The organism is Paenibacillus sp. SEL3, from assembly GCF_054602585.1.
On record NZ_CM137725.1, the window covers coordinates 3,408,854 to 3,423,911 of the forward strand.

Here is a 15,058-nt window from a genome sequence, read left to right on the forward strand (position 1 = left end):
TTAAAGGTCACCCGAGGTGGACAATATTATGATAACAGAGCAACAACTACTTGATTTTATGCGCGAGACCGCATACAAACCCATGACTTACCAGGAGCTGGAGCAGCATTTTGATATTAAGGATGCCGAAGATTTCCGTGAATTTCTTAAGCTTTTGAATGCCTTGGAGGAAGAGGGGAAAATTCTGCTGACCCGCACAAACCGTTATGGCGTGCCGGAACGGATGGATTTGCAGCGTGGGCGTTTGCAGGCTCATGCCAAGGGATTTGCCTTTTTGATTCCAGAGGACCGGGAGCACCCGGATGTATATATTCATGCTAACGACTTGAAGAGTGCGATGAATGGAGATACGGTACTGGTAAGAGTGACGTCGAAGGGACCTGCGGGTGGCCGATTAGAAGGCGAAGTTGTGCGGATCGTGAAGCGCGCAGTGCTTCAAGTAGTAGGCGTGTTTCAGAGCCACGAAGCATACGGTTTTGTTTTGCCGGATGATAAGCGCATTAACCGGGATATTTTCATTCCAAAGGATAGCTTCAACGGAGCTGTGAACGGGCAAAAGGTCGTTGTGCACATTGTGAGCTATCCAGAAGGACGAGCTGCGGCGGAAGGCGAAGTGTTGGAGGTTTTGGGTCATAAGGATGATCCAGGCGTTGACATTTTGTCCGTTATTCGCAAGCATCAGCTTCCGGAAGCTTTTCCAGATGAAGTGACAGAGGAAGCCGAGAATGCTCCCGACGCGATTACGGAAGAAGAGATTGTACGTCAGGGACGGCGCGATCTGCGTGATAAGATCATTGTTACCATTGATGGTGAGGATGCCAAAGACCTGGATGATGCTGTCAATGTAGAGCGCTTGCCGAACGGAAACTACCGTCTGGGCGTTCATATTGCCGACGTAGGGTATTATGTGCGTGAGAACTCCAAGCTGGATCAGGAGGCATATAACCGCGGTTGTAGCGTGTATTTGGTTGACCGTGTCATTCCTATGCTTCCACATCGACTTTCGAATGGAATATGTTCTTTGAATCCACAGGTGGATCGACTGACTTTATCCTGTGAGATGGAATTCAATGAGCATATGAAGGTTGTAAAGCATGATATTTTCACCAGTGTGATTAAAACGAAGGAACGGATGACGTACACTAACGTTCGCAAAATCCTCGAAGAGGAAGATGCTGAACTGATGGAACGGTACAAGGATCTGGTTGATGTATTCGGCACGATGAAGGAATTGGCATTGAAGCTGCGTGCTAATCGAATGCGCCGAGGTGCAGTTGATTTTGATTTTGATGAAGCCAAAGTGATTGTTGATGATGAAGGTAAAGCTGTCGATATTGTGAAGAGGGATCGTACGATAGCTGAACAAATTATTGAAGAGTTTATGTTGGCGGCCAATGAAACGGTAGCTGAACATTTCCATTGGCTCAAAGTACCTTTCTTGTACCGGATTCATGAGGACCCAGATCCAGAGAAGCTGCAAAACTTTATGGCTTTCGCAGCTAATTTTGGGCATCAGATCAAAGGTAGAGGGAATTCCATTCATCCGCGTGCACTGCAAACGTTGCTGGAAGACATTCAGGGTACGAAGGAGCAAACCGTGCTTAGCACGATGATGCTGCGTTCGATGAAGCAGGCAAAGTATGATGCGGAGTCGACAGGTCATTTTGGACTAGCAGCGGAATATTACTCTCATTTTACATCGCCGATTCGTCGTTACCCTGACTTGGTGATTCACCGTGTCATTCGTGAGGTATTGGAGAATGGCGGGGCTTTAACAGCCGAACGTCAGGAATATTTGACTGCACGTATGCCTGATATTGCGCAGCAATCTTCCGAGCGTGAGCGTGTAGCTGTGGATGCAGAGCGTGATACAGAGCAGATGAAAAAGGCTGAGTACATGCTGGATAAGGTCGGCGAGGAATTCGAGGGAATCATCAGCAGTGTAACCAGCTTCGGAATGTTCATTGAGCTCGACAATACAGTGGAGGGTCTGACGCGTCTGAGTGCGCTTACGGACGACTATTATCATTTTGACGAGCAGCATATGGCGTTGATCGGCGAACGCACCTCCAAGGTGTTCCGCATTGGAGATGAGGTTAAGGTTCGGGTCGCGCGTGTAAATATGGAAGATTACACAATTGACTTTGAACTTGTCGATATGAAGCAACGGCAACGCCGTGAACGGACTGGCGGTACAGGACAGGGCGGAGGCTTTGCGCGTGGCGAGAGCCGTGGTAAAGGCAAAGGCCGAGAAGGGCGTGACCGCAAGGGCGGCAAGGATAAGACTGGCAAAGAGGGTAAAGGCAGTCGTGATGTTACCGGGAAGCCAAAAGAGGCTGGCGCAGGTAACGGAGGCATTAGCACCGCAGGCCGTTCAGGGCGCGGCGGTGGGAACGGGGCAGGAGCTGGTTCAGCTAGCAGCTTCGGCTTTGGCAGTGGCAAGGGCGGGTATAACTCGCCAGCATCCGGGGCAAGCAAGCGACGGAAGAAGACGTCTGCCAGCGGTATTTTCATCGGCGGAGCAGCTACACCAGGAAGTGATGCCAGACCAAACGGTGAAGGAGCAGCACGACGCAAACGGAAGAATAAGGGCGGAAGTGGCGGCAATAGCACCGCTGGCTTTGTGCGGAAAAAGAAGAAGTAGGTGGCTATACTTGCTTGCTAGAAGGCAGGAGTCTTCTTTCGTGGCAGGGGATGAAACTAATCATGCGACTTAGGTATAAAGGCGGTTTCTGTCTGCAGTAACGGATAGGAGCCGCCTTGTTTTAAGTGTGATGTTAGTGTTAGTTAGAAATGTAGAAGGCTTGACCCTTCTTGCTTTTACCATCTGAAATTTGTTACAATATATTTCTAGGTGGCTCTTTGTAGCCAGATTTTGATGCCTGGATTTCAAGAGTGAATTACGTTATTCATAAGGAGTGGTATTCATGGGTAAGAAGGCAGACGGGAAAGTGCTCGCCCAGAACAAAAAAGCTTCCCATGACTATTTTATTGAGGACACCTACGAGGCGGGCATGGTATTAACGGGAACGGAAATTAAGTCTCTGCGAAATGGTCGTTCCAATATAAGTGATGCATTTGCTACGATCCGTAATGGCGAAATTCATATTCACAATATGCATATCAGTCCTTTTGAGCAAGGTAATCGTAATAATCCTACCGATCCGACGCGTACGCGTAAGCTGCTGTTGCATAAAGAGCAGATTCGCAAGCTTATCGGTCTGTCCAAACAGGAAGGTTACACGATTGTTCCGTTAAAGATTTATGTTCGCAATGGTTATGCCAAGCTTTTGCTCGGACTGGGTAGAGGTAAAAAGCAGTATGATAAACGTGATGCTGCCGCTAAACGCGATGCACAACGTGATATCCAACGCGCTTTGCGCGAGAAGCAGAAAATTGCGAGATAAGTTATTGTATTATTAGTTATGGTACAAATTACGTGGAAAAGTTACTTGTTCCTCTAATGGTGCTATTTTATAAGGCTTAAATGGCTTCATTTCGTTTCGTAATGACCTGTAATATGGTATACTAACGAAGTAGTCAGTTTTAAAGCTTTTAACTTTGTTCGAGTGTTGAATCTTAGGATTCAGCTTTTGATATTATGCATGCTTATGCTCCGGTATTTCCGGATTTATCCGTGGAGCCCTTTTATAATAAGGGGGCGTTTATGGATTCGACGGGGATAGTTCGAGCATGGGTAGCGGGTAGTGGGGACGCGTCCGCTTCATCAACGCTAAAGCCTATTAAACGGCAAACAACAAAACAACTACGCTTTCGCAGCCTAAGAAACTGTGTGCGTGCTTCTACTCTGCATCGCCCATGTGACAGGGATAGGGGCTAACAAATAGTGGGATACGCTGTCTCATCTCCGCCTGCGGTGAGCTGAAGAAGATAATCAGGCTGACCCAACGTATAGCCGGTTACGGGGCGATACTCGGGTGACATCAAAACTGTGACTACACCCGTAGAAGCTTATGTGTCGTTATCTTCGGACAGGGGTTCGACTCCCCTCGCCTCCATCGATCAAATCCACAACTTGTAGCTTAAAGATGACTTCTACGTGTTCCTTGTAGACGATCACCTTTTCTACATAGCTGCCGATGAACTTCTTGATCTCAGGAAGGTTCCGGCTGGTGATGTGGTCCTGAAAGCCAGAAAGCAGTTGTCGCAGAGCATCCTCTGTGATGGCTGCTTTTTCTTTTACCTGCTGAGCCTCAAGCAGTTTCGTTTCTAGCTCAATCTTTTGCTGTTCCAGTGAGGACAACTTTTCGAGAATGGTAGGATTGTTCAGACCGCCAGCCACCGCATTTACAATGTTATCGATCTGGCGCTCTACACCTTCCAGACTCTTGTTCAGGCGTTGTTGATCGGCTTTCACATGAGTTTCTTTGGACTTCTGGTACTCATTAAGCTGTTTAGCCAGAAGAGGGATAGCTTCATCGTTAAAAATCTTCTCTTGGAGTTGGGTTAGTACATAGGCTTCAATGTACTCCCGGCGTAATTCGGGATTCTTGCATGCCTTTGTTCGGTCACGGTTGCCGCAACGGTAGGTAACATATTTGAGCTTGCTTCTACCGCTGTATTTGGTATTGCCCATCATGGCATACTGAATACCTACGTTTTTCAAACATTCCCCGCAAACAATAAGTCCACTAAGCAGGTACATTTCTTTTGCCTTGTAAGCGCCAGGTTGGCGCTTGTTTTGATTCATCTTATCCTGTGCCTTCTGAAAATCTTCCTTGGTTACAAGTTGTGGCATACCACCTTCGACACGAATCACATCTTCACTATTTTTGTGTCGATTACCATTACGCTTACCAGCCGCATCCTTGCTGTCGGTGAGGTTGAAAATGTAAGTGCCTGTATACTTTTCATTGCGAAGAATGGTACCTAAGGTTCCTTTGCTGATCGGTTTCCCATAACGTGATGTGTAGCCTTGCTCCGTCAGTTCCCGAATGATCTGATTATAGCCGTGGCCAGCGAGGAACATAGAAAAAACAGTTTCGACGATGCCGCGTTCCTCTTCATTAATGATGTACTTTTTTGTTACAGGATCTACAGCATAGCCGATGGGAGGTAAGCCGCCTGTATGTTTACATTGGTATGCTGTTTCTTTCATTCCCTTCATGACCTCACGGGCCAAGTTTTTGGAATAGTACTCAGCCATACCTTCCAGAAAAGTTTCCATAATGATACTTTCGGGAGAGCCATCTAGGTTTTCGGTGACGCTGTACAGTTTAATACCGTTCAATTTCAGTTTGCGTTTGTATTTAGCACTGTCGTATTTATCCCGGCTAAAACGATCCAGCTTATGAACGATGAGCACATCAAAAAGGCCTTTTTCACTATCGACAATCATTTGCTGGAACTGTGGGCGTTTGTCTGTGGTGGCGCTTTTGGCGCGGTCGATATAGATTTTAACGAGTTCAAAGCCTTTTTGTTTGCAGTAGGCTTCAATGGCTCGAACCTGAGCGTCAATGGATTCATCCCGTTGGTTGTCACTGGAGAAGCGAGCGTAAGCTGCGGCGCGTTGAATGGTCATTAGTATAGTTACCCCTTTCGATGAAGGCGAATGATGATGGTGATGAATTTGTAAAAGAAGGTGAATCTGAGGGAAAGAGTAGCCCCTCTGTAAAAGGAGAGGCCACAGATTGATATATCTAACAAAAGCGTTAAAGTATTAAAGTGTATGGATGTGTTCGCGTTCTGAAAAGTCTACCGCTTAGGTATCATCAGGAACGTAACTGTGAGCCTATCGTTTTCGCTTCAAAATGGTATCCAGCATTTCAACGGCAGGTTGGTAGTATGAAGTAGTCGTTTCCCGTACCTGATCGGAAGTAAGCCAGGAAGAAGCATCGGGATCAGTACAAAATTGTTTGAGCTTGCGTCTGGAAATACGAGTCGAGTAATGCATTGGCATGAGAGCAAAAACCCCTTACTTATCTTTTTTTAGATTGGGCGATGATCTCGAATGCCAACTGAGCAGCAGCGACGATCAACGTGAGTATGGCTTGATTCATTACATGAGCCCCCTTTGCTTGAGGCTGACAAACGAGTCATCGCCCAAAATGATGTGATCCAGCAGTTCAATGCCTAAAATAGCACCGCTTTGTTGAAGCCGCTTGGTCATGTCCAGATCTTCCGTAGAAGGATCTGGCTTGCCAGAAGGATGATTATGACAAGCAATGATGGACGCAGCGTTGGACAGCACCGCTAGTTTAAACGTCTCCCTCGGGTGTAACAAGGACGAGCTGAGTGTACCCAGCGAAACCAACTGTAAGGCCATGGGCTGGTTCTTGGTGTTCAGGGTTAGGACACAAAAGGCCTCCCGGTCACAGTCCCCGATGAACTCTCGGAAAAGGCAAACGGTGTCCTCAGGCCTGTGAACCACCCGATCTGCAAAGAGCAGGGATTTCTCTCGAATGGTGTGCAGGTGTAGCACCTGTACACGTTTAGCGGTTTGTTTCATGGTGTTCCTCCTTTAAACAGGTTGTGATGTAGTCTTGTGATCAGGACTACAAAAATATAATGTCTGTTTGAAAGAGGAGTTGAAACGGATTACCTGTTTAGGTGGTGGCGCTGGAGCGACCCGAAAGTGACGTTTGTGAAAGCCTGTGCCACTAGCCTCTTTCTTTGCAGGGCATGGCTTTTTTAGGTGTCGTGGCGTTTGTGACCCTTTTTCTGGGAAACTACTCTTTTTATTTTTAGATGATGAAGGATAAAAAAATTGTCAGGGGGGAAAAAGAAAGCCACAAGCGCCCCACTTTCTCCAAATCCCTTACCAGGCAAGGAATTGAGATGTGGCGTACCTTCGATGTATCTGTCACATCCTCGCCCCTGACTGCCCCACAATGCCTCTTGCTACCGCTTAATCCAGGTCTTCAATGTTATCAACGACTTGGACCTGAGTGCTCTTCATCCAAGAAGGCTTAGGCGCGGTTTTCAGGCAAATGCCTTTGATTAAACGTTCCCCACCAGACTTACTGGTTTCAAATACAATTCCTTGTTCATTCAAAACTTCTTTTATTTTATTCGTCAGTTGCTGATTGCTTATGTTGAACAGACCGTTATGGCCTTCACGCTGACACCAGCTTACAAAACCGGCCTTTAGATCCTTGTTAAGTAGTTTACTCTCAGGATTAGCTTCAATCATATCCTCAACAAACACTTGAATTGGATTAATCATTTGGCTGTACTGGTTAGCCAGTTGCTGTACCTTTTTTGACTTTGTAAAACGGTAGGAGTGTTTACGTAAACGTTCCAATCCTTTTAACGCGAAGTTCAAAATACCAGCACCTTCCTTCATCAGCTTGTCCTTCAAATCCGGATCTTTTTGCTCGTCTGTAAATGTCTTTTCAAAGGGAAGAATGGTCATTTTACGAATGAGTCCGTAACTTTTGTCCTTGGAGTAGGGCAGGTTGTTGGTTGCAAATATGAGCTTACAAAATAGTTCCTGCATGTACCCTTGTTTAAACTTTTCTTCGGTACGAACAGGATCACCAGAAGCGATGGCCTTTAGGTAGCTCGTTTCAATCCCCTTACTGCCGACTTCATTCTCGGTGGTGATGTTGACCAACTTGTTGATCATCTCAGAGCGAGCAAAGGGCTTCTCCAGATCATTTAACGAAAGGGCTGAGGTATTCCGCTCTCCGACCAAATTTTTTAGCACATGAATGAGTACAGACTTTCCGTTAGACCCTTTTCCGTAAAAGAGAAAGACTTGCTCGGCTTTGGTGGATGTGGTCAGGCAGTAGCCAAAGATTTCAGCAATGAGGTCAATACGCTCCTGGTCCTGGTCGAAAATATCATTCAAAAAGGCCTCGAATTTTGGGCATGTAGCTTTAGAGTCATACTCGATGGGAACCTGTACGCTGGAATAGAACGTAGGACGATGTTTTTCCAATTGGAAATTACGTAGGTCAAGCATCCCGTTTTCCAGGTTAATGTAGTCGCGCTTGCTGTCCATTGGATGTTCCCGTGTGCAATCACGTGTCAAGGCAGTCATGTACTCTGCTTCGATTTTAGAACTCCAGAAATAAGGAACCCAAGTGTGAAGAATTCTTCGTACATTCTTTTTGAGTACATCGGGAAGTTGATCTCGCCACACTCCAGAATTGTAAACATAGTAGCGTTGCTCAGGAGCTACAAAAATAGTTTTGAGGTAATGACGACGGATGAATTCTGAAAACAGGTTAGGGTTTAAGCGAGCCGGCTTGTTGTTATTATCTAGGGTGAAACCAACGTCTTTCGGACCTTTATTGTACACAGACCTCAGTTTGGCCGTTTTGGACATGTAGGGATTAGGACGAGTACTTTTTTTTGTTTTGGGTTGGCTCAACATTTTAGCAGGACTATTCACGATGATTCCCTCCTCATTTTTACGTACATGGTGTTGAAAGCAAGTGGTGATTTGTTGTTCATTACAGCCAAATGTGCGGCAGCGCGTAGGCGGCTTCTTGTTCTGCTGTAATTGACGAATGCGATTCTGACTATGTGTGTCGTGTTTATCCGAAAGCGCCGAAAACTCTAATGCTAATTCCTCTGGGAGTAACTGTACCCACTTAAACCAGGTTTCTTCATCCAGGCCATGTTGTTGCTGGGTGGCATAATCCTGGGCAAAACGAGGGCAACGATCGTACAAGGTTTTCAGGTTACCTTGCACGTTGTTTTGTGCAGATGCAAACGTATTTTTGTTGGTTGGCACCCGAGTAGGACGCTGGAAAATCCATGAGGGTGCTTCTGCCAGCACTGTACTGGCCTTTAGGGTTCGATGATCCATTGGTATTGACCTCCGTTTGTATGAATGGATGGGGGGAGAACGGTCTGACGTCCACTTCCCAACACGTTTACTTCGCAATGTGACTCCGTCGGGTGTCGCTCAACCCAACTAGTGAACGACGATCCTTCCGGGATTTTGTACAAGTACCTCATTCCTCCGCCTGGGGTACTGAATTGCAATGTAGAGGGTACATTCCCTTGGGAAAGGCGCTCTAGGATGTCAAATCCCTTCTCTCCATCCACGTCGATGCCGATGATGCCACTATTCTCTCCTAGTACCAAACCGATGTTACATGACGGGTATTTGGAGAGCCAACGGTCAATCTTGGCTTGGGGTGGTGGCACAGCCTCTTGCCATCCCTTCAAAAAAGGGGCTTTTCCAGGATGACTGCACGTTTCTTTATGCCTCTCAGACATTCCTTCGTGATCGTGAGGGCAAAGCGGAATGACAGGTAAGCCCATGTCAGCGTATTTGTAAAAGTAGTGTCGTATTTCCTCCGTACGATCTGTAGTGTCTTTGTGTCGGTCTGCATTGTTCATGTTGTTTCCTCCCGTTTATGTCTTCTTGCTTGTCTTTCTATTTTTAGAATATGACAAGATTAAAGCGCAAAATAGGGAGAAAATTTTTATATTTCTAAACCCCTTGATATATTCATTTATTTGTGGTATTAAATGATTTTTAATTTGGTTAAAATACTGGTTTAACGAATCTTGTAAACAAAAAAAAGGCGGAGCTCCTTCCGCCTTTTCCTACTACCTTAATTTATCTTGATATGCACTTAATTTATATCTTTCAGGCTTGAACTTGTACTCATTAGAATTCATATTGGTTTTATTATCTGCAGGTCTTGAATTGATGAATTCATCTATTTCCTGAATTTGTTTTTCAGACCATTTTAATTGATGTTTTCTTTCTTCTTTTTCCTCTCTGTACTGTTCGCGGGCCTGCTCTAAGATATCTTCAATGGGAGAAAGTGATTTATCCCAATCTTCTATTTCCTTTTCAGATATAGCATTAATTTCAGAACTTCTGATGTCGTCGGCTATGTTTACGATCGAATTGAAATCATGATTAATCTTAACAATCAAGTCTTTATAAAAACGAAGTAGCTCTACTTTATCGGCATCATTCAAAGAATAGTTTTTTAATATTGGAAAGATCCTGTCAATCTTTTCCGTCACAAATGGAACCAGTTCCTGCTCGATCATTTTTGTGGCTTGCGTTAGATGAACTCTAGTTAGATTATACATTTTCTCCACATAATGGTTATATTGAAGGGGAGTAGTTCCGTCTTTCAGAATGAGTGCCACCAAATCTACAATTTCTTCCAATTCAGAAAGATCAAACTTTTTGGATTCGGTTTTGTACCTCTCGCGAAGGAAATTAATTTCCTCGTTTGTCAGTTGTTTTTCTAAATCAAAGCTCTTTAAATCTGAATAGAATTTCCTAAAGGCTTGAATAGTCTTTCCTGACCGAAGGGATAATAGCTTTTTAATACTTCCTTTTTGGGATTCAGGCAAGGAGTATTCGTTCCTATCTGGATGTTTAGAGATTTCGGTATCTACCCCTAAAATCCTCAAGATAAGTAAAAAATCATATCTTTGTGCTTTGATGAAGTCCTTCTTTTTTTCCTCTAAGTCATAAGGGTCCAATTTCTTATACTTCTCTTCTTTATCAGATTCCTGAAACAGCTCTTCTCCAATTTTCGAAAATGGAATTTTAATGATTGTATCCATGTCATCGCCACCTAATAGTTTTTCTTATTTTATGATGAAAACTTAGTGGGGGGCAATCTTTGTCTCTCAGGATGGTGATACAAAGGGGAACAAAAAAAAGACGAGTATTCTAACTCGTCTCCTTGTGTAATATGATCTAGCTACTGTGTATTTTTTACGAAAACACCACCCGTGTAATTGTATTCCTCGTACAGTCCCTGCGAACCGTATGGAAGTAGGAGCTGGTTGCCAGACATTAAAATATCCGTTTGTCCCATGCCACTCCACATCAGTTCTAAAGGTGAAGTCCCTTGTTCCGAAGCCATGAAATTATATGTGAGTATCCATACGTACATGTCGGCTTGCCCATCACTCGCAACCAAAACAATTTCAGGCGTTCCATCTTGAGTAAAATCATGTTCTTTGACAGCCAGGGAGTAATCAGGTAACAGGTCTCCAAATTTATCAAAGGGAGTACTGCCTTCTATGGAAGGCAAGGGTATGTTCCAACCCTGCTCCAAAGCATGATCGACGACTTGTACCTTAATCCCATTGGGATGATCTAATCCCAGCACAATGTCCATGTTATCCCCATCTAAACGAACAGGGTAGGTGAGATCGGCAGGAGGAGTCCAGTGCTTGAAATCCTTTAAGCTCACCGTTAGGGCGGCACCTACTGCTGGAGCTGGAGTCTGTGCTTCCTTCACAGGTGTTGTAGCTACCCGTACAGGAGGAGCGGATTCCTGTACAGGTAACTTGGTTTCAGTAATGTCTTGAGTCGGGGGTTCTGACTGAGAGGACGTTGAAGTGGAGGAAGTAGAGGTGCTTTCTTGCCAAGTTTCTTTATCAGAGGATGAGGGGTTTCCATCCAGTTTGGAAGTAACCTCTACTAAAAAATAAGTCCAGTCCGACAGATCTTGTCCATTTCCGTCAATAGCGTAAGCAACGGGAGTAAATTGATTTTCAGCAAACACTTGAAACACGGTTTGAATGTTGATGCTCACGCCTTGATCGGTGTAGGTGGCTTGGTACATGACGTATTTGTTTACATCTTCTTCGTTGCCGCCCTTGTTGACCTGTTTCCAGACGACATTGCTAAAATACTTGTCATTGCTCAGGGCTTCGTCCATCGTATGATGGGTGCCGCCTGGAACCGTAGCATCTTTAACCCAGGTGACGTATGGATTATGAAAGCCTCCGCGTGATGCAATGACAAGCAGTAAAATGAGAATCGCCACAATTCCCGCACTTACTATGCCAAATATTTTTTTAGGCTTGTTGCTTAGGACTTGGGGAACGATGGGATTTTGTCCCGTTTTTGTGTTGTCGGAATGTTTTATTTGATTAATTGTATCGGCTAAAAATTGAACGAATGAGTTTGAATCACCTTTAGAACCAGTTAGGATGTTCAGGTTGTTTCCTGAGCGCTGGCCGATTTGAATGTTGGTGTTAAAGGTGCGCCACAGAAAAAGAACGGTCAAAAGTAAGGGGAAAAAGTTCATGGTGATCAGAGTGACGAATACAAACAAAATAGCAAACACCAAGTCAAACCAATTGATTTTGGAACCCACAGCCACGGAGTTGATGTGGGTGAGCGGAATGTCCTGAGTCGATGGTTGTAAGGGGAAAGCGCCTAAGATGAAGTTTTGTCTAGTGAGCAACAGCTTTTCGTCCTCGAATGTAACGGTTGTTTTCTTTTTTAAGTACGTAAGGTAACTGAAACCTCCGTTCCATTCAAAAGTGAAATTTTTCGGAGGGGGTGGAACTTGTTCAGTCTTGGTTAGCATGTGCGGTACACCTTTCTACATTGATTTAACATAGCTAATGAAAATAAATATAAGTTATGAGATTTGTATTATAAATTAGTCCAGTTTAGTTATTCGTTGTTTTGTGCAAAAGGCCAGCTTTGGGCTGGCCTTGTTTCCTATCTTTTAAAGAAACCCACCAGGGCTACATCCACATATTCCTAAAGATCCATTTTCTAATGACTACACCGAGTATTGCACCGAATACGATGCCTGAAATGATGCTCGTATCCGTAGAAATAGATCCAATCAGTCCAAGGACTGCTCCCCCAATAGCCCACTTCATTAACATTCAATTCAACCCTTTCAGTATGAAATAGAAGACGATTTTGGCGACTTTCCATCTATGCAGGATACTGATGACATACAATTTGGCCTACTACTCAAGTACTATAAGTAAGATAAATCCATTATAGAGTACTTATAATACCTTAAACAAGATATTTTTATAGTTTAGTAGTATTACTTAACCTTATTCATTTTAACTACCCTTACTTTATAAGGGGTGCATAGGATGTCTGATTTGTTAAAATTGGTCGGAGCAAGGATCAGGAATTTACGCAAGCAGCGAGGACTTTCTCAAGCAAAGCTTGCAGAACTGTCCGAATTACAGGACTCCTATATTGGCGGCATTGAACGAGGAGAGCGAAACATATCGCTGAAATCAATTGATAAAATTACTTCTGCACTTGAAGTTGAACCTGTCGAAATTTTTAGGTTCGGCTCGTTAGATGGAATTGAAGGAAATACAGAGAAGCATCATGTTATAGAAATGCACCGTTCTTTACTCATGGAAAGAAGTTTTGAGGAGGTTGCAATGATTCAAAGAGTTGTGCGCGACATGCTTCATACATTTGATAAAGAAAAGAATAAATAATGTAGTTTTCAATGTAATTTTACGATGATTAGATCAAAGATCATGCTCCTTAATATATTTCTTATTAACAGTAATTTTTGTTCCCTGAAAATGAGTGTAAAACTTCATGTCACGAGTCGATTGGTTGGCTTGTACTGTAAAAGCCTGTTGGAGCGAAGAATCGTCCGTAATGAAGTAATCCCGTCCTTTCTGCTTACCAAACAAGGAAATGAGAGCATATTTAAAACTGGCGGGATTACAAATGCCTCCAGTACCCAAAGGGAGCAGCTCAACGACCTGTCCTATGGTAAGTTTTTGCCCCACATCAGGCTGTTTATCCAGTAAGGAGAGCAGGCAAGCAAATAGAACATCTGCATTGGAGCGCAAAGTGATTTTCTCCAAGTCGTAGTGTTCTGTTTTAGCGTCATTCCATGAGAATTGCCAGATGTGTGGCTCACTAGTCATGTAGCTGCTATCTACATTTTTGTAAGCATGACGGTTGCCGTATGCTTTTAGAAAACGGTCGAGTTGAATACGGTTGTGATCACCAAAGGAAAGCTTGGGTAAGATGGCGCGGAAAAAGCTAGTGTAATTTTCGAGGTCAAGTAACGAACGTGACAAACTACGGTCGTTTTCCTGGTGATTGATTGTTTGAAGCAATTCGTACATGGCTTGAAGGCGATGGGAGTCCGTGATTTCGTATTCGTCAGGACGCATGAGGTGTAAAAGGAAGGAAACAGCCTGAAATCCATTCGTCCAGTTTGTCAGCCGATCTTCCCAAAATTGAAGGATGCCAGCGGATTCTGAGGGCATTTTTTCTGTGAACTCCGGCCACAGCTTTATGACGGTTCTAACCACATTACTTTGTGCAGAGGGTAGGTCTTTCCGTTGCCAGCCTCCGAATGTCCAACCAAGTATTTGCTTTAAAATCGTCGGCGCCACATTAGCTGGATCACACAAAAGACGCTTCCATTCTTCCAAAGGATATACGGGATATCTGGCGTAGGGGAAGCGTGTGAGATGTGTATCTATCTGCTCTTGGATGAGAGTAGCAAGAGCTCGTTTTTCTTTCTCCGTGAAGGTTAATGTTGGCATGGTTTTCGCTCCATTTCTAACAATATTAAGATAGCACAGATACAGATTTAGATTTAAAGTAGTTATCTTGTGATTTTTTAAGTTCGTACATACTAAGGTCGGTATACAAATTAAAAGTTAGGAACCACCGATAAGGACTCCTACCTATTTTTGGAATATTATGCATGGTAGATATTTGGAATAATTTGTGGTTTAATTAAGTTGATTTTAATTACATACAAATATAAAATTATAAGGAGAATGATATAGGTATGAGTAGTACACCGTTCACAAGAGATGATGTGAAAAACGCAATTAAAAATGGTACTGACGATAAAGATCAGTATGTCGCAGTTACTCGTGATGGTAAAGTTGTCTTAGTCAAGATCCGTAAACTTCAAGATAATTGGGAAGATTACTCAACGAGATTTCCTGAGGGGTTTGATAGCGGAAATGACTATATAGGGGTAAATGCAAGTAAAGACGATAAACATGTAGACTCTGTTCATGATGCTCTTGAAAAAGGATGGAAGAAATTTATGAAAACTGGTAGACACAGCATAGCTTGGTAGAAGGATGAATTTTCCTAACTGACTGTAGGTTGAAAATTAGAATAAAACGTCCTTGGAATCTGCACTTAAGTGCAGATTTTTTTGCCTTAAAGTACAGATCTTATCCTAACCCAAAACAAGAAACTTGTAATTATACTTAATATGGATTTGGACTCGGTGTCGATGATTATAACGTTTGTATTGACAATCCGATTTAAGTGTTTTGAAAATATATGCAGTGTCCAATGTAGCTTTGGAGAAGAGATTTTATCGATACC

At 43.7% G+C, this 15,058-nt stretch carries 13 protein-coding genes and 1 other RNA gene; 5 read left to right on the top strand and 9 right to left on the bottom strand.

Annotation, left to right across the window (positions count from 1 at the left end; all coding sequences use genetic code 11):
• Nucleotides 1–28: 28 nt before the first annotated feature.
• The 3 genes from rnr (at nucleotide 29) to ssrA (ending at nucleotide 4,022) form a co-directional block, all read left to right on the top strand.
• Nucleotides 29–2,644 (top strand): ribonuclease R, encoded by a 2,616-nt coding sequence (gene rnr / locus ACYCS5_RS15755; protein ID WP_459759743.1) that lies wholly within the window; start codon nucleotides 29–31, stop codon nucleotides 2,642–2,644.
• A gap of 283 nt (nucleotides 2,645–2,927) precedes the next feature.
• Complete coding sequence (gene smpB / locus ACYCS5_RS15760; protein WP_013308270.1) at nucleotides 2,928–3,407, top strand: SsrA-binding protein SmpB; 480 nt, start codon at nucleotides 2,928–2,930, stop codon at nucleotides 3,405–3,407.
• Nucleotides 3,408–3,657: 250 nt separating this feature from the next.
• Nucleotides 3,658–4,022, top strand: a transfer-messenger RNA (tmRNA) gene (gene ssrA, locus ACYCS5_RS15765).
• Here the strand turns inward: ssrA and ACYCS5_RS15770 are convergent.
• The 8 genes from ACYCS5_RS15770 to ACYCS5_RS15805 all read right to left on the bottom strand — a co-directional run bounded on the left by ACYCS5_RS15770 (nucleotide 3,983) and on the right by ACYCS5_RS15805 (nucleotide 12,591).
• Nucleotides 3,983–5,542: a recombinase family protein gene (locus tag ACYCS5_RS15770; RefSeq protein ID WP_459759744.1), complete on the bottom strand. Its 1,560-nt coding sequence runs from the start codon at nucleotides 5,540–5,542 to the stop codon at nucleotides 3,983–3,985. The genes ssrA and ACYCS5_RS15770 overlap by 40 nt on opposite strands.
• Before the next feature lie 210 nt (nucleotides 5,543–5,752).
• Entirely contained in the window at nucleotides 5,753–5,920 is a 168-nt protein-coding gene (locus ACYCS5_RS15775; RefSeq protein WP_431085892.1) for a hypothetical protein, read from the bottom strand.
• Nucleotides 5,921–6,019: 99 nt separating this feature from the next.
• Entirely contained in the window at nucleotides 6,020–6,469 is a 450-nt protein-coding gene (locus ACYCS5_RS15780; protein WP_459759745.1) for a JAB domain-containing protein, read from the bottom strand.
• Between the two features lie 399 nt (nucleotides 6,470–6,868).
• Nucleotides 6,869–8,779: a DNA primase family protein gene (locus ACYCS5_RS15785; RefSeq protein ID WP_459759746.1), complete on the bottom strand. Its 1,911-nt coding sequence runs from the start codon at nucleotides 8,777–8,779 to the stop codon at nucleotides 6,869–6,871.
• Nucleotides 8,761–9,318: a bifunctional DNA primase/polymerase gene (locus ACYCS5_RS15790; RefSeq protein ID WP_459759747.1), complete on the bottom strand. Its 558-nt coding sequence runs from the start codon at nucleotides 9,316–9,318 to the stop codon at nucleotides 8,761–8,763. Before ACYCS5_RS15790 ends, ACYCS5_RS15785 begins: the two co-directional genes overlap by 19 nt.
• 213 nt (nucleotides 9,319–9,531) lie before the next feature.
• The gene (locus ACYCS5_RS15795) at nucleotides 9,532–10,515 is read right to left on the bottom strand and encodes a hypothetical protein (RefSeq protein WP_459759748.1); all 984 of its coding nucleotides are present in this window, start codon (nucleotides 10,513–10,515) and stop codon (nucleotides 9,532–9,534) included.
• Between the two features lie 140 nt (nucleotides 10,516–10,655).
• Nucleotides 10,656–12,281 carry a hypothetical protein gene (locus tag ACYCS5_RS15800; RefSeq protein WP_459759749.1) on the bottom strand — a complete coding sequence of 542 codons (1,626 nt, stop codon included), beginning with the start codon at nucleotides 12,279–12,281 and terminating at the stop codon, nucleotides 10,656–10,658.
• Nucleotides 12,282–12,444: 163 nt separating this feature from the next.
• The gene (locus ACYCS5_RS15805; protein WP_249507051.1) at nucleotides 12,445–12,591 is read right to left on the bottom strand and encodes a hypothetical protein; all 147 of its coding nucleotides are present in this window, start codon (nucleotides 12,589–12,591) and stop codon (nucleotides 12,445–12,447) included.
• A 222-nt stretch (nucleotides 12,592–12,813) separates the two neighbouring features.
• Between ACYCS5_RS15805 and ACYCS5_RS15810 the strand changes: the two genes are divergently transcribed.
• Nucleotides 12,814–13,176 carry a helix-turn-helix domain-containing protein gene (locus tag ACYCS5_RS15810; RefSeq protein WP_025675877.1) on the top strand — a complete coding sequence of 121 codons (363 nt, stop codon included), beginning with the start codon at nucleotides 12,814–12,816 and terminating at the stop codon, nucleotides 13,174–13,176.
• Between the two features lie 33 nt (nucleotides 13,177–13,209).
• On the opposite strand, the gene ACYCS5_RS15815 is transcribed toward ACYCS5_RS15810, so the two are convergent.
• Nucleotides 13,210–14,250 carry a hypothetical protein gene (locus tag ACYCS5_RS15815; RefSeq protein WP_459759750.1) on the bottom strand — a complete coding sequence of 347 codons (1,041 nt, stop codon included), beginning with the start codon at nucleotides 14,248–14,250 and terminating at the stop codon, nucleotides 13,210–13,212.
• A 251-nt stretch (nucleotides 14,251–14,501) separates the two neighbouring features.
• Between ACYCS5_RS15815 and ACYCS5_RS15820 the strand changes: the two genes are divergently transcribed.
• Nucleotides 14,502–14,801: a hypothetical protein gene (locus tag ACYCS5_RS15820; protein ID WP_459759751.1), complete on the top strand. Its 300-nt coding sequence runs from the start codon at nucleotides 14,502–14,504 to the stop codon at nucleotides 14,799–14,801.
• Nucleotides 14,802–15,058 lie beyond the last annotated feature (257 nt).